The organism is Campylobacter concisus (assembly GCF_003048555.1).
In the GTDB taxonomy this organism is placed as follows: Bacteria; Campylobacterota; Campylobacteria; order Campylobacterales; family Campylobacteraceae; genus Campylobacter_A; species Campylobacter_A concisus_AO.
Genome location: NZ_PIRR01000009.1, coordinates 1 through 17,452, shown reverse-complemented (window position 1 = coordinate 17,452; position 17,452 = coordinate 1). Strand labels below are relative to the sequence as shown.

Annotated in this window: 22 protein-coding genes and 1 pseudogene; 5 read left to right on the top strand and 18 right to left on the bottom strand. The window is 36.0% G+C overall.

Features of this window, described 5'->3' with window-relative positions; genetic code table 11:
* The first annotated feature begins 109 nt into the window (after positions 1 to 109).
* Both CVS92_RS09130 and CVS92_RS09125 read left to right on the top strand, forming a co-directional pair.
* A complete protein-coding gene (locus CVS92_RS09130; protein WP_320205034.1) occupies positions 110 to 358 on the top strand; it encodes a NapC/NirT family cytochrome c in 249 nt (82 codons plus the stop codon).
* Between the two features lie 190 nt (positions 359 to 548).
* Positions 549 to 812 (top strand): hypothetical protein, encoded by a 264-nt coding sequence (locus CVS92_RS09125; RefSeq protein WP_234398684.1) that lies wholly within the window; start codon positions 549 to 551, stop codon positions 810 to 812.
* Positions 813 to 941: 129 nt separating this feature from the next.
* Here the strand turns inward: CVS92_RS09125 and CVS92_RS02600 are convergent, their stop codons facing one another.
* The 15 genes from CVS92_RS02600 to CVS92_RS02530 all read right to left on the bottom strand — a co-directional run bounded on the left by CVS92_RS02600 (position 942) and on the right by CVS92_RS02530 (position 12,383).
* A complete protein-coding gene (locus CVS92_RS02600; RefSeq protein WP_107788419.1) occupies positions 942 to 1,586 on the bottom strand; it encodes an ABC transporter ATP-binding protein in 645 nt (214 codons plus the stop codon).
* Positions 1,586 to 2,650, bottom strand: a complete 1,065-nt coding sequence (gene tsf, locus CVS92_RS02595; protein WP_107788418.1) for a translation elongation factor Ts — start codon at positions 2,648 to 2,650, stop codon at positions 1,586 to 1,588. Before tsf ends, CVS92_RS02600 begins: the two co-directional genes overlap by 1 nt.
* The gene (gene rpsB, locus CVS92_RS02590; RefSeq protein WP_002941277.1) at positions 2,650 to 3,438 is read right to left on the bottom strand and encodes a 30S ribosomal protein S2; all 789 of its coding nucleotides are present in this window, start codon (positions 3,436 to 3,438) and stop codon (positions 2,650 to 2,652) included. Before rpsB ends, tsf begins: the two co-directional genes overlap by 1 nt.
* 145 nt (positions 3,439 to 3,583) lie before the next feature.
* Complete coding sequence (locus CVS92_RS02585; RefSeq protein ID WP_107788417.1) at positions 3,584 to 3,799, bottom strand: acetyltransferase; 216 nt, start codon at positions 3,797 to 3,799, stop codon at positions 3,584 to 3,586.
* A gap of 76 nt (positions 3,800 to 3,875) precedes the next feature.
* Positions 3,876 to 4,655 (bottom strand): DUF4198 domain-containing protein, encoded by a 780-nt coding sequence (locus tag CVS92_RS02580; RefSeq protein WP_107788416.1) that lies wholly within the window; start codon positions 4,653 to 4,655, stop codon positions 3,876 to 3,878.
* 155 nt (positions 4,656 to 4,810) lie between these two features.
* Complete coding sequence (gene pgeF / locus CVS92_RS02575) at positions 4,811 to 5,542, bottom strand: peptidoglycan editing factor PgeF (RefSeq protein WP_107788415.1); 732 nt, start codon at positions 5,540 to 5,542, stop codon at positions 4,811 to 4,813.
* Between the two features lie 9 nt (positions 5,543 to 5,551).
* On the bottom strand, positions 5,552 to 6,166 hold the full coding sequence (locus CVS92_RS02570) for a riboflavin synthase (protein ID WP_107788414.1): 615 nt from the start codon (positions 6,164 to 6,166) through the stop codon (positions 5,552 to 5,554).
* 215 nt (positions 6,167 to 6,381) lie between these two features.
* Positions 6,382 to 7,233, bottom strand: a complete 852-nt coding sequence (locus CVS92_RS02565) for a YwqG family protein (protein WP_107788413.1) — start codon at positions 7,231 to 7,233, stop codon at positions 6,382 to 6,384.
* Positions 7,234 to 7,243: 10 nt separating this feature from the next.
* Complete coding sequence (locus CVS92_RS02560) at positions 7,244 to 8,098, bottom strand: CbrC family protein (RefSeq protein ID WP_107788412.1); 855 nt, start codon at positions 8,096 to 8,098, stop codon at positions 7,244 to 7,246.
* A 192-nt stretch (positions 8,099 to 8,290) separates the two neighbouring features.
* Positions 8,291 to 9,226 carry an acetyl-CoA carboxylase carboxyl transferase subunit alpha gene (gene accA / locus CVS92_RS02555; protein ID WP_107788411.1) on the bottom strand — a complete coding sequence of 312 codons (936 nt, stop codon included), beginning with the start codon at positions 9,224 to 9,226 and terminating at the stop codon, positions 8,291 to 8,293.
* Position 9,227: 1 nt separating this feature from the next.
* Positions 9,228 to 10,439, bottom strand: coding sequence for a beta-ketoacyl-ACP synthase II (locus CVS92_RS02550; RefSeq protein ID WP_084041941.1), 1,212 nt, complete (start codon positions 10,437 to 10,439; stop codon positions 9,228 to 9,230).
* A gap of 34 nt (positions 10,440 to 10,473) precedes the next feature.
* Positions 10,474 to 10,707 carry an acyl carrier protein gene (gene acpP / locus CVS92_RS02545; protein WP_021091725.1) on the bottom strand — a complete coding sequence of 78 codons (234 nt, stop codon included), beginning with the start codon at positions 10,705 to 10,707 and terminating at the stop codon, positions 10,474 to 10,476.
* 88 nt (positions 10,708 to 10,795) lie between these two features.
* Positions 10,796 to 11,539, bottom strand: a complete 744-nt coding sequence (gene fabG / locus CVS92_RS02540; RefSeq protein ID WP_021083753.1) for a 3-oxoacyl-ACP reductase FabG — start codon at positions 11,537 to 11,539, stop codon at positions 10,796 to 10,798.
* A gap of 55 nt (positions 11,540 to 11,594) precedes the next feature.
* The gene (locus CVS92_RS02535; RefSeq protein ID WP_107775466.1) at positions 11,595 to 12,014 is read right to left on the bottom strand and encodes a hypothetical protein; all 420 of its coding nucleotides are present in this window, start codon (positions 12,012 to 12,014) and stop codon (positions 11,595 to 11,597) included.
* The gene (locus CVS92_RS02530) at positions 12,015 to 12,383 is read right to left on the bottom strand and encodes an L-arabinose ABC transporter (protein WP_223154522.1); all 369 of its coding nucleotides are present in this window, start codon (positions 12,381 to 12,383) and stop codon (positions 12,015 to 12,017) included.
* A gap of 85 nt (positions 12,384 to 12,468) precedes the next feature.
* Here CVS92_RS02530 and CVS92_RS02525 point away from each other — a divergent pair, with 85 nt between their 5' ends.
* Positions 12,469 to 12,990, top strand: a complete 522-nt coding sequence (locus CVS92_RS02525; protein WP_107788410.1) for an ATP/GTP-binding protein — start codon at positions 12,469 to 12,471, stop codon at positions 12,988 to 12,990.
* Between the two features lie 18 nt (positions 12,991 to 13,008).
* Here the strand turns inward: CVS92_RS02525 and CVS92_RS02520 are convergent, their stop codons facing one another.
* Complete coding sequence (locus CVS92_RS02520; RefSeq protein WP_107788409.1) at positions 13,009 to 13,749, bottom strand: EI24 domain-containing protein; 741 nt, start codon at positions 13,747 to 13,749, stop codon at positions 13,009 to 13,011.
* Positions 13,746 to 14,441, bottom strand: coding sequence for a dUTP diphosphatase (locus CVS92_RS02515; protein ID WP_107788408.1), 696 nt, complete (start codon positions 14,439 to 14,441; stop codon positions 13,746 to 13,748). The genes CVS92_RS02520 and CVS92_RS02515 overlap by 4 nt, the downstream gene beginning before the upstream one ends.
* 128 nt (positions 14,442 to 14,569) lie before the next feature.
* Between CVS92_RS02515 and CVS92_RS02510 the strand changes: the two genes are divergently transcribed.
* Positions 14,570 to 14,758, top strand: a complete 189-nt coding sequence (locus CVS92_RS02510; RefSeq protein WP_021091806.1) for a hypothetical protein — start codon at positions 14,570 to 14,572, stop codon at positions 14,756 to 14,758.
* Here CVS92_RS02510 and CVS92_RS02505 read toward each other — a convergent pair.
* Positions 14,755 to 16,833, bottom strand: coding sequence for a bifunctional diguanylate cyclase/phosphodiesterase (locus CVS92_RS02505; protein WP_234398685.1), 2,079 nt, complete (start codon positions 16,831 to 16,833; stop codon positions 14,755 to 14,757). The two genes, CVS92_RS02510 and CVS92_RS02505, sit on opposite strands and share 4 nt — an antisense overlap.
* Positions 16,834 to 17,200: 367 nt before the next feature.
* Between CVS92_RS02505 and CVS92_RS02500 the strand changes: the two are divergent.
* A pseudogene (locus tag CVS92_RS02500) lies at positions 17,201 to 17,452 on the top strand (hypothetical protein); the annotation flags it as partial.

Sequence of the window (17,452 nt, the reverse complement as noted above, 5' to 3'; positions counted from 1 at the left end):
GTTCATGATAGTCCAACTTTATAAGAATCAACAAATATGTGCTCTGAGCACCATGAGCATAAAACTCCATAATAGATGGTGGTAACACCATAAAAATTTCAAAGAAACTATTAGCTCTTATAATCTTTATAAGTGGGACGTTGGATTTATAGTTGTTTTACTAGTTCATTATGTACTTGATAGTAGGAATAAATTCTATGTAGCTTGCCATGAGATGGATTCTGTGGTCATTGCATACAATGATGACGTCCACAGTGATAATGGCAAAACAGGTATTAAAGCAAGATGTGTAGACTGCAACATACCACATGACGATATTGCAAAATACACTCTAACAGAGGCAAAGATGATATTTTAGAGGGCTGAGTATATTTCTTTGGTAATCCTGATGCGATTGATTGGCATAAGAATATAAAAAATCGCGAGTATTTCGTATTTGATAATAGTGGCACTAGCTCCATACAAATGTAATAGATAACAACACTTCAGCACAAATTCAAAAGATACATACTCACCACAAACAACTACTTGATAGTAATAAAGAACTAATGTGTGTAAGCTACCACTATGATGCAGGATATAAGGCTAGCTTTAGAAATTACCCTGAATACCGAAAGCTAACATATAAAATTTATGATAAGAATATGCTAGAGCAAAAGATTGATGCTAAGAAAAAATCTTCAAAGATGAATATAAACCTACAAAAGAAGAAAAGGAATTTTTTAAAACAAAAAGTCATAAAGACGCTCAAAACCAGCTGGTGGTATGGCTGGATAAGTCTAAATTTTCTATTCATCAAGCAAGCGATTTAAGTTTGCCTGTTTCTACTTCTTACATAAAGCTTTTAATACAAATTTATATTATAAAGATAGAGATAAATCTAAATTGGAAAAATTTATAAAAATATTAACGATAAAATAATAAATTTTAGTTTTTAAAATTTAAGAAATTTGCACAAGCTCTTTGTTCTCAAGCTTGTATGAATTGTCGCATTTAGCGGCTAGGTCGTTGTCGTGAGTAACTAGAACAAGGGCAGCGTTATTTTCATTTATATAGTCAAATAAAACTTGCATCACTTCATTTGCCGTCTGCTTATCAAGGTTGCCCGTTGGCTCGTCTGCAAAGATGATCTTTGGCTTTTTGGTAAGCACTCTAGCGATACTGACACGCTGCTGCTGACCGCCACTTAGCTCGCCAACTTTTTGATTTATCACACTTGAAATTTTAAGCGCTTCAAGATCATTTTTTTCTATATTTTCGCCAGATAAGATGCTTGCAAGCTCGATATTTTCATAAGCGCTAAAGCCTCTAAAAAGATAGTGCGACTGAAAAATGATACCAAAATGAAGCCTTCTAATGGCCAAAAGCTCGTTTTGAAAAAGCTCATAGATCGATCTATCTTGATATATAACCTCGCCAAAATTTGGTTTTAAGAGTGTTGAAAGTATGTGCAAAAGTGTTGATTTGCCACAACCGCTAACGCCGGTTATCGCGATACTTTGTTTTTGATTGAGAGTTAAATTTATATTATTAAAGAGCGTATAATCATACGCAAAGCCTAGATTAGACGCTCTTAAAATTTCCATTAGCCTATTTGAGCAGCAACTTCTGCAGCAAAGTCATCTACTTTTTTCTCTAAGCCTTCGCCAAGTTCAAAACGAACGTATTTTACGATCTCGATCTTGCCACCAAGCTCTTTGCTTTTTTCTTCAATAACTTGTTCAATAGTCTTTTTATCGTCCATTACATAAAACTGGCCTAAAAGTGTGAGGCGTTGGTCAAGCACTGTGTTATCAGCATAAAATCTCTCGATCTTACCAGGGATGATCTTGTCCCAAATTTTCTCAGGTTTGCCCTCAGCTTTTAGCTCTTCTTCGATCGCTTTTGTAGCTTTTGCAAGCTCAGCATCACCTATCTGGCAGCGGCTAGCATACTCAGGGATGTGATGAAGTGGCTTGCCTAGGCGTTTTAGCTCTTCATTTTCTTTTTCAAGTTCAGCGCGAAGTGCTATAAATTCTTTCTCAACAAACTCTTTATCAAGGTCTTTGTAGCTTATAACGCTTGGCTTCATAGCAGCTGCGTGCATACATAAATTTCTTATAAAATCAGCTGCTTTATTTGCAACTTCTACGCTTTCGCAAGCTGCACCGATAAGTACGCCAACACGGCCATTTGAGTGAACATAGCCATTTACCACGCCCTTATCATCAGCGGTAATAGTCTCAAAGCGGCGCACTACAAGATTTTCACCGATAGTTGCGATCTGAGTTTTGAAATAATCTTCAAATTTAACACCATTTAAAGTGCTCGCATTTAGCTCTTCAACTGTTTTTATGCCACTTGATTGGATGTGAGCTGTTGTGTCTTTTGCAAGCGCTTGAAACTGTGGATTTCTAGCAACGAAGTCAGTCTCAGAATTGATCTCGCTGATAGTTGCTTTTTTGCATTTTGAGCAAACTTCAACACTTACTAAGCCCTCGCTTGCAAGGCGGTCAGCCTTTTTAGCAGCTTGACCTAGGCCTTTTTCGCGAAGGATATCAACAGCTTTTTCCATGTCGCCATTTGCTTCGCTAAGTGCCTTTTTGCAGTCCATCATGCCAGCTCCGGTTGATTCGCGGAGCTCTTTTACCATTTGTGCAGTTATTTCCATTACTCTTCGTCCTCGCCAAAGTCTTCTTCGCTCATAGCCTCAGCCACAACTGCGTCTTTCTCATCTTGGCTTACTTCTTCACCAGCAGCTTGCTCTCCACCATCTTGCTCAAGAAGTGATTTACCTTCGTTGATCGCTTCAGCCATCTCTTGGCAGAAAAGCTGAACAGAGCGGATAGCATCGTCATTTCCTGGGATCGGATAATCAACAACATCAGGATCGCAGTTTGTATCGATCGGTGCTACAACTGGGATTTTTAGGCGATTTGCCTCTTGAACGGCGATCTTTTCTTTAACTGTATCAACGACAAATATCATATCAGGTAGGCTTTTCATATTGCGGATACCGCCAAGAGTTGCGATAAGTTTCTCTTTTTTGCGGCGAAGCATCAAAGCCTCTTTTTTAGTTAACAAATTTATCGAACCATCTTCTTCCATAGTTTCGATAACTTCTAGTTTGCGGATAGACTGGCGGATAGTACCAAAGTTTGTCATCATACCACCTAACCAGCGGTGATTTACATAAGGCATTCCACATTTTTCAGCGTACTCTTTGATAGCGTCGATAGCTTGTTTTTTAGTACCGACAAATAGCACTGACTTGCCTTCAGCAGCTGCGTCACGAACGATGTTGTAAGTGTAGCGGAAGTAGCGGATAGTCTTTTGTAGATCTATAATATAGATACCTTTTCTCTCGCCAAAGATAAATTTTTTCATCTTTGGATTCCAGCGGCGTGTTTGGTGACCAAAATGTACGCCACACTCTAATAAATCTCTCATAGTTACCATGAGTTTCTCCTTGTTTTAGGCATTTTGCCTTGAATTTAGTTTTATCCTCCACGACCATTAATGCTTTCGCACAACCAAATTTAGGATTGTCGTGTGTGAAATAAAGGGGGATTATACTTAAAATAATATGAATTTAAACTAAAGTTTATTTACTTAATTGCGAGTCTTCTTCGATTTTTATTAACTTAGCAAAAATTTCTGCCATTGCTTGCCTTTGTTCGGATGAAATTTCAAGCTTCTTGGCATTTAAAAGAATGCTTACAAACTCCTCGTTTTGTAGCGTTTCTACGCCAAATTTTCTTGCGTTTGTAGTGATTTTTAGCACAAGAGGATTTTTTGATTTAAAGTTTTCGTAAGGCATTCTTTCTCTACTTTCAAAATTATAAAGCAATTATAAAAATTTATAATAAATTCGGACTCAAATTTATATCAAACTTTTATTCTTTTATCTCAAAACTAAGCGTCGTTTTTAACGTCTCTTTATCACACTTCGCAGCATCTGGATAAGGTCTTTCATAAATCACTTCAAATACCCAAAATCCTGGTCTTAGAACTAACACTTCAGTGATGCCTTGCTCATCAGTCACACCATGAAACGCATGCTTATGGTCTAAAAACCCAACAAAAGTACCAGTTAGCTTAGCTCGCTCTAGCGGCTTTCCATCAGCAAAAACCTGCAATTTAAAAGGCTTATCTACTCTAAATTCCGCTGGGTTTTGTAGCGGTACGATCTCAATTTTAACTCCAACAGGTTTAGTTACGAAGTCGTTTGTTTCACCTAAATTTAAGACTCTCTTAGATGTTATCGTCATCAGCCGACAAATCTGTATATCGCTTAGATCCTTTAGATCAAGCTTTGTTTTGTCTATTAGCCACTTGCCATCACTACGTTTTTTAAGCGAATACATAGGATTTTGCTGTGCTAGTAAGATATATATGCCTTTGTCTAATCTTTCGCCCTCGTAGCGGTAGTTCTCGCCACTTTGTGTAAGCTTCTTTTTGCTACCATCTTTACTTATTACAGTAATTGGCGCAAAAAGATGGATGCGTTCGGCCATAATAGGCGCTAGCTTTGGAAAATCGTCGCTATAACCCATGTTTGCGATAAATTTTCCTAGCTTTTCATTATTAGCTCCATCTACCCAAAACATATGTGCTTGCACCATACAAAAGGCTCCCGTTAACATAATGGCGGTCAAAATTTTACCTATTTTCATGATTTTCCTTATTGTTATTTTTGATATTTGATGTCAAATTGTAGCTAAAAATTATTATATTTAGCCATTTTTTAGATCAAATTAAATATCAAAACGTTCAATACAATTTAGCTGGCAAATTTTAACAGGCAAGTAATGAAGCTAAAAATTTGCTTTTATTTTTTAGTATTTACCGATGTGGCTCTATTCATCACAAATCCGCAAAAACGCCCAGTCCTACTCTGTTTGCGGTATGAGAATAATTCATCTCTCTCAAAAGTGCAACGAGGATCTAGCGATATTTGCTCTACTCCAAGCTTAGTAAATTCGTCTAATAAAGCTGCGTTTATATCAAATTTTCCATCATTTTTATATCGGTTAAATTCACCAATATCTAGCTTGCCTACTTCGTAGTTTTGCACTTTAATATTTGCGCCTATAAATACGCGTAAATTATTAGCACAGCAACCAAACTCACTCGTCATCAGCCCCACTGCATTTGTGCAAATTTTACTAGTAACACCTGCGCGTCCCGCATGCACAGTTGCGACTACGCCAAGATGTTCATCTATTATCAAAACAGGCGCACAGTCAGCGACTAAGACGCAAAGTGCTACGTCTTTTAATGATGTTATCACACCGTCACACGGAGGTAGGGTATCGTTAAAATCTTGCAAAATTTCCACTTTATTTGAGTGGATTTGGTTCATAAATTTTAAATTAATAGGCATAATGCCAAGAGCCGTTGCTAAAATTTCACGATTTTGTGCGACCTTTAGCGGATCATCGCCAACATGATCTGCTAAATTTAAGCTCTCAAAAGTGCCCTCACTCACACCGCCAAATCTATTTGTAAAGCCGGCTAATACGCCATTTTTATCAAAGACGATCTCTAAATTTTTACGCATTTTATCCACCTAGTAAAGGCTAGAAATTCGCTCAACATCGTCCCAGCTAAGGGTGCTATCTTGCTTACAAAAAAGCTGCCTAGCTACGTATCGAGCCAAAAGATCGCTTTCGATATTTACGCGTCTACCGACCTTAAAAGTACCAAAAAGGCTATCTCTAAAAGTGATTGGTATGATTGTGAGCCTTATACCCTTTGGCAAAATTTCATTTATGGTTAGACTCACGCCCTCAACACCCACCGAGCCTTTATTTGACATCAAACTCATAGCCTCACGCGGCAAGTCGATGTAAAAATCAACCCCATTCTCATTCTTTTTGATATTTGAAATTTTACCGATAAAATCGATATGTCCTTGCATCAAATGCCCATCTACTCGGTCTCCTAGCTTCATAGCTGGCTCGATATGCACTCTTTCTTTTAAATTTTCAACCGCGATATTTGCCCTACTCTCTGCGCTTAGCTCCACACTAAAGCCATCTTCATATAGTTTTATTACGCTCAGGCAAGCGCCATTTACAGCAATGCTATCGCCTAAATTTGGACGAAAATTTGCCTTTAGCCGTAAAACATTTTGCGAGTAGCTAATGACCTCGGCAAACTCCCTGATCAAGCCATTAAACATATTTTGCCTTTAAATTTTTTAAGGATTTTACTAAATTTTGCCTAAATTTGGGCATTACCATCTTTGATTATTTTATATATTTAAGTAGTTAGTGGTAGAAATGGCAGTGAAATTTTGGCAATCGCACTAAAAACGTTAGTAAAAATTTATTGTGTAACCCTAGTATAAAATTTCTCTATAAATTTTAATTTTTATCTTTTATAAATTTGGCAACCTTAGCTTGTCTGCAAAACTAGCCACGTCTTGCTAAAGTCGCGCGCTACCAGATCATCCCTCTTTATCCACAGATAAATTCTGCCCTCTCCGTCCCAGTCCATGTCGCCCTCATCATCACTATCTATCTGTAAAAGTAGTTGCCACTGGGCAGAATTTTTCTCAAATTCCGCTATTCTTGGGTGGTGATAAGCGCTACTATCACCACAGCTAAGTCCATTTGCAACCAGCTCACACTCTAGCTCCATGCCATCTTGGACATTATCAGAATGTCCAAGGAGCTTATTTTCTTTAGCCTGCCAGCTTGGCTCAATAACTTCATGATAGGCCTCCCACTCAGCCTCACTAATTTTACTAAATGGCACAATTGAGCTTTGTAAATTTGGCAAATTGATCTCATTTTTAAAGCTGAGCAAGCGCGCATTAAATGTGAAATTTTCTCCCTCTAAGCTCTCCGCTCTCCTGCGAGAAAGTGGTCCATGATTTACATCAGAAAAGATCACTGCAAAGCCATTTTTATCGGCAGGATCATAGCCCCAAACACGCAAATTTCTATCATAAAAGAGATAGAGCATTCCGCTTTTTGGCAATAGTGAGTCAATGTCAAATTTGCTAGCTTCAGCAAAATTTATCTGTGCCACAAAACTCAAAGCGCCATTTTCATTTGAAGGCCACGATAAACCATCTGGCAGATCTGGCAAGCCACCGAATTTAGACGCTCCAACGGCGATATCATCGTCATTTTTAGCTTGCGTATCTATCCTTATGGCATTTCTTGCTAGTGGCGATAAAAGCTTAAAAAGTTCATCCAGTCCACGTTCTTTACAACCTTTAGAAATTTTTGCAATATCCATATTTTCCTCTTTAACAAGCATCAACGTATATATGATACTTCTTACAATGCAAACAACGAAACAAATATCCAGCAATATCGCCAGCTTTAACAAGATGTTCGCGTAGCATTTTATCGTCGTATTCGGCCCTTTTTGCATAGTCCTCAAAGACCTCGTCTGCTATGCCCAATTCTTCGAGCTCTTTTGTACCAACATCACCTAAAAATTCGCAATAATCATCACAACAAGCTATCCAATGCTCGCCCTGCCAGCTCTCGTAACCCGGGGTTCTTCTAAAGAGTTCGTCATCCTTTTTAGCATCACTTGTAGTTAGTTTATCAGCATCTTGTACAAATGTAGCGTCAAATTTCTTGGCAGCCGCGCCATTTGCGATGCAGGCTGGGCAAAGATAGGTGACATCTTGCTCGCTATAGATGCCGTTATTATAGTAAATTTCTATGCTTTTGCCGCAACACTCGCAGATGACACTCATATCATCTTTAAATGCGCCAGTTTTTAAAGGATTAGGATGGTAGATAAATTTTGGTAGCGTGATGGCTTTGTCTTTTTGAGCCAAAATTTGACCTCTACTTTTTGGGCGAGGCAGCGCCCATTTATCATTTTCGTCAATGAATTGCACTAGATAGCCAAGTGTCTTTAGCTGCTTTTTATCACTTTTGTCATGTATTTTTAAAAGTAAGTCGTAAGCACTCTTTCTCATAGATAAAAGCTGATAAACATCGACTAAAACATACTTTGCACAAATGTCGTCACAATTTTCCAACTCTTCTTTAAACTGATAGAGTGCCTCAATGCTAGAAGCATTGCCATTATTTTTATAATATTCTTTTGAAAGAGTGATATATTTTTCTTGAAATTTATTCATTAATACTCTTTATGTGGATTTAACATTAACAATTTTAGTGTTTAAATCTTAAAGATATAAAAGCTAGTATAAAAATTATGGCTATTAAATCGATTAAATTTATATCGATTTTTAAATTGTTTTAGTATTTTAGTAGATAATGCCACAAACAAATTTGATAAGTATTCTTATAAAATTGTTGTGACTATAAATTTATTCTTCAAATGCTCCGATAGAGAGAATTTTTTCTATTCTTTTTGCAACAAGATCATTTATATCAAGCTTTTCAAGCTCAGCTAGCTCTGAGATAAAATAATTTGCAAGTGCTTTTGCAGCACCATCTTTATCTCTATGGGCTCCATTTATCGGCTCATCTATAACGGCATCAATCAGCGATAAACTTTTTAAATCATCAGCTGTTATTTTCATAGATTTTGTAGCTTGTTCCTGTTTAGCTGGGTCATTCCAAAGTATTGCTGCACAGCCTTCTGGCGAAATAACCGAAAACACAGAATTTTTCATCATAGCAAGCCTATCAGCCACACCAATAGCTAACGCGCCACCGCTTCCACCTTCGCCGATAACAACAGCAACTATTGGAGTTTTTAAATTTGCAAACTCAAATAAATTTCTAGCTATGGCTTCACTTTGTCCTCGCTCTTCAGCTCCAACACCTGGATATGCGCCTGGAGTGTCTATGAGAAATAAAATGGGTAGATTAAATTTCTCAGCCATTTTTGCAACTCTAAGAGCTTTGCGATAACCCTCAGGATGAGGCATACCAAAATTTCTTCTTAATTTGTTTTTAGTGCCACGGCCTTTTTGCTCGCCTATAACAATAGTCTTTTTGCCTCCGATATAGCCGATGTAACAAACTATCGCTGGATCATCTCTAAATGCTCTATCTCCATGAATCTCATATCCATCAATCAAAAACGCATTAATATAATCAATAGAATATGGTCTATCTGGATGACGAGCAAGTTGCAAACGTTGATATTCGTTTAAATTTTTATATACTTTTGATATCTCTTTGGATAAATTCTTATTTAAAATTTCAACAGCATGTTCATCGCCTCTGATCTTAGCATTTGCTATATCTTCATCAATTTGTTTTATGCTTTTTTCAAAATCTAAATAATTTGACATCTTAATCCAACTTTTTAAATATCACGACGCCATTCGTGCCGCCAAAGCCAAATGAGTTGCTCATAACAGCTTTTATATCAGCTTTTCTAGCTTTATTTGGAACGTAGTCTAAATCGCACTCTGGATCAGGTGTTTCATAGTTTATTGTTGGAGGGATAATGCCATCTCTCATTGCCATTATAGATATAACAGCCTCGATCGCACCAGCACCACCTAGACAGTGTCCAGTTTGACCTTTTGTTGAGCTAACTGGTGGACATTTGTCACCAAAAACTGCCTTTAATGCTGCAGTTTCATTCTTATCATTTACAGGCGTTGAAGTACCATGTGCATTGACATAATCTATCTTTACACCTTTTGCCATATCAAGTGCTTGTTTCATCGCACTTAATGGACCTTCAAGTGTTGGTGATGTGATGTGATGTGCATCTCCGCTCTCACCAAATCCAACTACTTCAGCGTAAATTTTAGCACCTCTTGCAATAGCTGACTCATACTCTTCAAGTACAAGCGCACCGGCTCCTTCACCCATTACAAAACCATCACGATTTGCGTCAAATGGCCTTGATGCCTTACTTGGCTCATCATTTCTAGTTGATAGTGCTTTCATTGCCGCAAAGCCGCCTATGCCAACGCCACAGATAGTAGACTCAGCACCGATAACTAGCATATTTGTAGCTTGACCGATCATTATGCATTTTGCAGCTTGTGATATCGCATGAGTACTTGCTGCACATGCTGTTACACTAGATAAATTTGGACCTTTAAGTCCGTGATTTATAGAAACTATGCCACCTAACATATTTACAAGTGCTGATGGAATGAAAAATGGCGAAATTCTCTTTACGCCTTTTTCAAAGTATGTGATTGAATTTTTCTCAATATTTGGCAAACCGCCTATACCAGCTGCTGAACTAACTCCAAATTTATGAGCATCAAACTCTTTAAAATTTGCATCAGCCATAGCTTCATTAGATGCTTTTATGCCAAGCTGTATGAAACGATCTACTTTTTTCACCTCTTTGCCGTCCAAAATACTATTTGGATCAAAATCAGTTATCTCGGCAGCAATTTTAACAGGGAAGTCACTTACATCAAAGCTTGTAATCTCTTTCACACCTGTTTTACCCTCGCAAATAGCCTTAAAAGAGCTCTCTTTGTCAAGACCAAGTGCGTTTATCATGCCTATACCAGTTACAACGACTCGTTTCAATACATCTCCTTAAATCAAACTGTGTAAATTTTAATTATTTACCTAGCTTTTCTATATAATTTACAACGTCTTGAATGCTTATTAATTTCTCTGCTTCGCTATCAGGAATTTCTACTTCAAATTTCTCTTCTAAAGCCATAACTAGCTCTACAACGTCAAGTGAATCAGCGCCTAAATCTTCGATGATTTTAGACTCTAATTTTACTGCTTGTGGATCTACACTTAGTTGCTCTACAACTACGTCTCTTACGTCTTCAAATACTGCCATTTTAAGGTCTCCTTATAAAAAATGTCTGTTATCTTATAATATTTACGCTTTTATTTATTTTAAATTTCAAAACTTGTCTGAAATTTACCTACATATAAAGTCCACCATTTATTTTTAGCGTCTCGCCAGTCACGTAGCTCGCGTGATCACTTAGTAAAAATGCCACAGCCTCGGCCACCTCGCTAGCACTACCGAAACGTTTTAACGGGATATTATCGCTATAAGTTTTTTTTACCTCATCGCTTAGCCCATGCGTCATATCAGTCTCGATAAAGCCCGGAGTTACGCTGTTAAAGCGGATATTTCTACTTGCGCCCTCTTTTGCAAAGCTCTTGCTCATGGCGATTAGTCCGCCCTTGCTGGCTGAATAATTAACCTGCCCTGCATTTCCCATCTCACCAACGATAGATGCGACATTTACGACCGCTCCAAAGCGCTTTTTGCTCATCACTTTCAAAGCCTCTCTACATCCTATGAAAGCTGAAGTTAAATTTGCATTTATCACATCTGTAAATTCGCTAGTTTTCATGCGAAGTGCTAGCTTGTCATTTGTGATGCCAGCGTTATTTACAAGGTAGCTTAGCTCGCCATCGCTATCAACTATCAAATTTATACCTTTTATAAACTCATCTTCATCAGTTGCGTCAAATTTTATCACTGCAGCCTTGCCACCATTTTGCTCGATCTCAGCCTGCAAAGCGTCTGCTATCTCAGGTTTTGAGCGGTAATTTATCCACACTTTTAAGCCCATATTTGCAAGCGTCTTTGCGATCTGTGCGCCGATACCTCTGCTTGCACCTGTTATTAGTACATTTTTCCCGCTAAATTTCATAAATTCTCCTTATTTTTTAATTTTTCAATGATTGTAGCTTATATAAGCTTAACGTCTAAATTTTATCGCTTCTTTCCCACTTTATCTTTTTGCCAAAACCAAGAACATTACTTGTAAATTTTAGTTTTTCAAGGCTTATAGACCAAATTTTTGGATTCATTGCCTTTGCATAAAAAAACCTTTTGAAATAAATTTCTATTTCGTTTTCTTTAGCCTCTCTCATCACTCCTTGAAACTGTACGCCCTCTATCTTGCCAACGATCTTTGTATCAAGAGCAACCGTACCAGCAACAAGCTTTGAGTTTTTTAAAAATTTGATATGAGAGCTCTCATCAGAGCTAGCTAGCAAAAGGCTAAAATTTAGCTCATCAAGGGCGTAAAATGCGCTAAAGGCATAAGGCTGCCCATCATCATCGATGGCGCATACACTTGCAAGGTGCATCTTTTTTAAAAATTTAACTATCCTCTCATCCATCTAAATTCCCCTAAAAATATCAAGAATGACTTGAAATTTAAATATGACTATGGTGATTATTAGCACCCAAAGCGTAAAAATAATAAGCTCTATTAGAGTAAATTTATCTTTTGCAACTTTTTTAAAAACAAGTATCGTTAAAAATGCCCCTAAAAAGCCGCCGATTAGCGAAAAATAGTGGATCGCATTAACCTTTACAAAGCTTGGCAAAAACCCTTTAAAAAATAGTGAAAACATCAAAATAGCAAGCAAATTTGCAAGTATCAAATAATAGCCAACGACTGGTAAAACTGGGTAGAGCCTAGCAAAGCCAAAGCTTAAAACAGTGATAAGCATAAGCAAAAAGATCCTAGTCCCAAAACAACACATCGCCCGTCCTTTTTTTGACGCATTTTACAAAATTTTGCTTTATGAAATTAAAATTTTGCCGATTTAGCCTCAAAAGGATTTAAAAATGCAAACAAATTTTTACTCTCAAGGAAACTACAACAACATGAGCTTTTCGATGAAAACTAGCTCAGGCGATGAAATAAGCTTTTCGATGTATGACAACAAAAGTTTGGAATTTTCCAGCCAGAAAAATGGCACTTCTAGCCAAAGAAGTCTTACTCTCACGCACGAATACGGCTATGAGTTTTTATATAAAGGAAACGGCATAGACGAGCAAGATATGAAAGAGATCGAAGAGGCGATGAAGCAAATTCGCCCGCAAGTTGATGAATTTATGAAAAATGTCAAAGAGGGCGACAAGATCGCGGGTAGTAGCCAAAGCATAAGCGAGCTTTCAAACAAGATCAAGCAGATGCTTCCTGACGCAAAAGATCTGGATCATAAAAATTTCATAAATGATAATATGCTAAAGATGTTTGACGAGCTTCTGGCTAAAAATGATGCAAACAAAAATCTACTAAGTGCCACAAAAAGGCTATTTGACACATTACTTAATGAGAGCAACAAAGTATCTTACTATGCGTAAATTTAGGGCCTTCTGGCTCTAAATTTTTATAAGTGCTTCTTTCTCAAAAAAGAGGTGCGATAAGACTATCACGAAATAAAGCTGAAAAAATAGTCCCACAAGCGGCACAAGCGAGATGAGATAAAACAAAAGCGTAAAAGCTATAAATTTTATCCCGCCACCTTCAAGCAGTGCTAGCTCAAATTTATCGCTATCAAGAGTGTTTGAGCCAACGTCTATCAGTAAAAGTTTGTAATAGATATAAAAAAACGGCACATTTATGATGAAAAAATTTAATACTGGTACAAATAAAAGCGGTAGGCAAACGAGCAATATCCCAAGAAATTTCATGATCTCAATCATCATCACCTTTAGCACTCTAGCCGTGCTAACCTCGCTTTTAAGCACGTAGTTGTAATGTCTTTTGTTTATCTCTTTAGTAACAACTGGAGTTAAAAAGCCAGCTACAATTAGGGCGATTACTATGCTAATGATGATCGTTAAAAAGGTGCTCAAAATATAAAAAAGTATACTAACTATCCATTTTGTGGCGCTAAAGCTTAAAATTTTAATAGCTATAAAAGAGAGCGCTGAGTTTGGCTCTAAAAAGGCAAAATTTTCGTTTTTAGCACTATCACTTAAAAGGTCAAATATCTCACCGCCGCCCCAGATCGTAAGCCACGCAAGACTAAAAATACTAAGGCAAAGTGGCAAGATAGATAACGTTATAAATTTGGCTGTAAGAAAATCTTTAAACCCAAGGCGAAGAAGATTTATCATTTCACCTTTTTGTATTCATGCTCAAGTGCGGCGTAAATTTCACCTATCTTACTAACGCCATTTGACAAAATTTCGCTCATCACTTCATTGTCTTCGCGTCCGTTCCAATTTTTCTTATAGCTACCTTCTTTGTAGCCATTATTTTGACGGAAGCGATTTAGCACGTTTTTAGCGATGTAGCACTCATAAAGTGAGTATAAATTTACGCCACATTTTAAAGACATAGAGAAGTAAATTTTTAAAATATCAAATATATCGTAGTCAAACCCGCTGCACTCATGTATAAGCATCTCAACATCATTCATTATCTCATAAATGCTCTCGTCTTCGATCCTTAATGGCTCTTTGCAAAACTCACTAAAACCGCTTGATTGGCAAATATCATCGGCTAAAGTTTCTATATCTCCAAGCTGTTTTGATTTATAAATTTGCAAAGCCAGACTCATTATAAAGTGCCAGATATCAACAACTTCTATGCGCAAATTTTGCTCATCAGTCTTTGCATCGATGCTCTTCCAGTGTTTCCATGCAAAGCTATCGATTAGCTCAGCACATTCCATATATATGCAGCGCCTCCAGCTGATTAATTTATTTTTATCAGTATAACCATTTTCCCAGCCAAGCCCATTTGTCTCATCATTTAGGCTTTGCTGCATCTTTAACATCTCTAAAATAATCGTTCTTTCATTCATTTTAGGCCTTTTAAAATTTTAAGGATTATAACAAAAAATTATTAAATGCCACGAGACAAGCTTGACTTAAATCATTTTATGTATAAAATTTAGGAGCTAAAATAGGCAAAAATTTCAAAGGAGAAAAAATGAGAGAAAAAGATCTAGTGGTTTGCAATGTTTGCGGACTAAAAAGCAGTGATGATACAAATGCAGTTTTTATCCACGCTCATAAAAATGGCGAAGAAGTTGATATTTGCACCAGTTGTGTTCCAAGCGTGATCCATGGCTCAGGTATGGTCGTAAAATCAAACGAAGAGATAAAGGCTGAAATTTAAATTTTTGCTATTATTTGAGGATCTTGTCTTACAAGGTCTTCAAATTCTTCTGCACTCATAGGACGAGATAAGAAAAGTCCTTGAACTTCGTTACAATCAAGCTCTTTTAAGAAATGAATATCTTCTTCTTTTTCTACTCCTTTTGCGCCAACTTTTATCTTCATTGCCTTTGCTAAATCAATAATTGCAGATACGATTTGTGCATCTATTTTGCTATTTGATGCTTGAGCAACAAATTCACTTGCTATTTTTATACGCTTAACACCGTATTTTCTAATATAAATAAATGAAGTATATCCAGAGCCAAAATTATCTATGCAAACATCTATATTATTTTCTTTAAGAATAGAAAAAATTTTATCAAGCGTCTTAGTATTATTTGTCCATATTTCTTCGCCAAATTCTATTTCAAAAAGCTCTGGATTTATATGGTGCGAGCGTAAGCTAGAAATAAAATCTAAAACAAATTTTTCTGATTTAATTTGAATCTGTGCAACATTTATACTTATTTTTGGTATCAAGAGTTTTTCTTTTTGCCATCTATCTACATACTCTATGGTCTTTGAAACTAAAAGTGAACAAATATCATTTAAAATATCGCTATTTACATTGACCTCTTTCATAAATTTGCTCGCTTCCATCAAGCCAAATTTTTCTGATTTCCAATATAAAAAAACCTCTGCGTAGATCATTTTTTCGATTTTTAGATCAAATATTGGTTGAAAATATACATGAAGGTCTTCTTGCAAATTAGCTTTTTTAAGCGCGATCTCGATGCTTGAGCTTAAGTGCATTTCATTGCTAATTTTATCGCTATAAACCATAGGATTTAAAGCTGGATTTTTCTTGGCGTAATACATTGCCATATCTGCGTTTTTTATAATATTTCTTGGATTTGCCGTGCTATTTTTTGTTGCTACATCTATGCCTATTATGCACTTAAGCCCAAAGTGATATCTATCTATTTGAATTGGCTTTTCAATAGCATCTTTTAAGGCGATACCAAGATTTAAGCGTTTTGTATGACTATTTATCTCCATTTTTGCTAGTACGATAAATTCGTCCGCACTAATCCTTGCTATGGCCTCTTGTCTATTGCAAACTTCAAGTATCCTTTTTGCAACTAGTTTTAAAATTCTATCGCCTATTTCATGCCCATAAGATGTATTTATGCTTTTAAAACGGCTTAAATTTATATAATAAACTGCGATTTCCTCATCTTCAGAGATGCTTTTGCACATTCTTTCAAGCTCATTTACTATAAAATTTCTATTACCAAGATCTGTTAGATAGTCTTTCTCGGACATATCTTGAAGTCTTAAATTTGCGAGCATAAGTTCATTGGTTCGCTCATGCATCGACTTTTCCATCTCTCTATGAAGATTTCTCTCATAGTCTAATATTTTTCTACTTGCAATAGAGCTTTTAACATAGTAATTAACAATAGCATTTACAACCAAGATAAATAGTGAGATAAGTGCGCTAAAAGATGTTAGATCTTCTTGTAATAGCAAAGGTAAAACTATTATTATTGGTAGCCATTTTGATCCTATTGAGATATCTTTATCGGTATTTGTAACATATTCATTTTTAGCTTTTAAATGAAAAGCACCTATCATCAAGAAGAAGAAAGGAACGATATATAAAAAATCTATTTTATGGCCAAAATTTACATTTGAGATCTGACTATAGAAAATAAATAAATTTAGCATCGTAAATAAAATACTAGCCGATATAAGGTAAAAGCCACTAATTTTTATATGAAGCAAACTGCTTGTAAAAATCTCACTTAAAGTGATAAAAAGTATAAGAAAATTTATGGCTACAATAGAGAGAAAAACGATATTTGATCCATTATTTATCATCAATGAAATATCTATTTCGTCAAAAATACCATATATTAAAATTACTATTAAAAAAAAGACACTTATGCTATCCATAATGATGGCTAGCTTTTCTTGACTGGCTGCAAATTTTGAATACAAAAATATACTAACGCCAGTTAAAATAGATATCATCGGCAACATAAAAAACACATCAAGATACGCATAAGAACTATGAGTCCGCAATAGCACATCTTGATTTAACACCATTAATGCATCACAAATAGACCATAAAAAAACACCAAAACATATTGCAAGCCAATGCGTTATTTTGGTTTTTACTTTATCCATTGAAGTATAAATGCCAAAAGTTATTATAAAGAAACTAAGCAAAATAGATATTTTTCCAATTAGATTATAGTCTAGCAAAGATGCTAATAGTGCAAATACGAATAGAGCTACAACTGCAACTAAGATCCATTTTCGCATGCCAGTTATAGATGATTTTGATATTAAAAAAATAGTGTCCCTCTCCTAAGAAATAGTCCAAATTATACAAAAATTGACTTTGCTTTTGGTTATAATTTCCCAAAAACTTTAAAATTCACAAAGGTATCTTATGAAGTGTAATATCGTCATAAATGGACAAAATTTAATAGATTATAAATCTTTTATCTTATTTTTCTCAAAGGCGGCAAGAAAGCAGTATTTTATAAATACTTTTATGATATTCACTGAAGCCATCATAGCTGGTTTCGTTGCTGATATGCTATTAAAAAGTAAAATTTTTACTATTATCGGAGCCATTTTTGCTATATTTTGGATCATTTTTTATCCTATTTTTTTAAAAAGAAGTCGCATAGCTGCATTA

Excerpts from the sequence above, each read along its gene's own strand:
- CVS92_RS09125 (WP_234398684.1), top strand. The coding sequence starts at position 549 with ATGTGTGTAAGCTACCACTATGATGCAGGATATAAGGCTAGCTTTAGA.
- CVS92_RS02600 (WP_107788419.1), bottom strand. The coding sequence starts at position 1,586 with ATGGAAATTTTAAGAGCGTCTAATCTAGGCTTTGCGTATGATTATACG.
- tsf (WP_107788418.1), bottom strand. The coding sequence starts at position 2,650 with ATGGAAATAACTGCACAAATGGTAAAAGAGCTCCGCGAATCAACCGGA.
- rpsB (WP_002941277.1), bottom strand. The coding sequence starts at position 3,438 with ATGGTAACTATGAGAGATTTATTAGAGTGTGGCGTACATTTTGGTCAC.
- CVS92_RS02585 (WP_107788417.1), bottom strand. The coding sequence starts at position 3,799 with ATGCCTTACGAAAACTTTAAATCAAAAAATCCTCTTGTGCTAAAAATC.
- CVS92_RS02580 (WP_107788416.1), bottom strand. The coding sequence starts at position 4,655 with ATGAAAATAGGTAAAATTTTGACCGCCATTATGTTAACGGGAGCCTTT.
- pgeF (WP_107788415.1), bottom strand. The coding sequence starts at position 5,542 with ATGCGTAAAAATTTAGAGATCGTCTTTGATAAAAATGGCGTATTAGCC.
- CVS92_RS02570 (WP_107788414.1), bottom strand. The coding sequence starts at position 6,166 with ATGTTTAATGGCTTGATCAGGGAGTTTGCCGAGGTCATTAGCTACTCG.
- CVS92_RS02565 (WP_107788413.1), bottom strand. The coding sequence starts at position 7,233 with ATGGATATTGCAAAAATTTCTAAAGGTTGTAAAGAACGTGGACTGGAT.
- CVS92_RS02560 (WP_107788412.1), bottom strand. The coding sequence starts at position 8,098 with ATGAATAAATTTCAAGAAAAATATATCACTCTTTCAAAAGAATATTAT.
- accA (WP_107788411.1), bottom strand. The coding sequence starts at position 9,226 with ATGTCAAATTATTTAGATTTTGAAAAAAGCATAAAACAAATTGATGAA.
- acpP (WP_021091725.1), bottom strand. The coding sequence starts at position 10,707 with ATGGCAGTATTTGAAGACGTAAGAGACGTAGTTGTAGAGCAACTAAGT.
- fabG (WP_021083753.1), bottom strand. The coding sequence starts at position 11,539 with ATGAAATTTAGCGGGAAAAATGTACTAATAACAGGTGCAAGCAGAGGT.
- CVS92_RS02535 (WP_107775466.1), bottom strand. The coding sequence starts at position 12,014 with ATGGATGAGAGGATAGTTAAATTTTTAAAAAAGATGCACCTTGCAAGT.
- CVS92_RS02530 (WP_223154522.1), bottom strand. The coding sequence starts at position 12,383 with ATGTGTTGTTTTGGGACTAGGATCTTTTTGCTTATGCTTATCACTGTT.
- CVS92_RS02525 (WP_107788410.1), top strand. The coding sequence starts at position 12,469 with ATGCAAACAAATTTTTACTCTCAAGGAAACTACAACAACATGAGCTTT.
- CVS92_RS02520 (WP_107788409.1), bottom strand. The coding sequence starts at position 13,749 with ATGATAAATCTTCTTCGCCTTGGGTTTAAAGATTTTCTTACAGCCAAA.
- CVS92_RS02515 (WP_107788408.1), bottom strand. The coding sequence starts at position 14,441 with ATGAATGAAAGAACGATTATTTTAGAGATGTTAAAGATGCAGCAAAGC.
- CVS92_RS02510 (WP_021091806.1), top strand. The coding sequence starts at position 14,570 with ATGAGAGAAAAAGATCTAGTGGTTTGCAATGTTTGCGGACTAAAAAGC.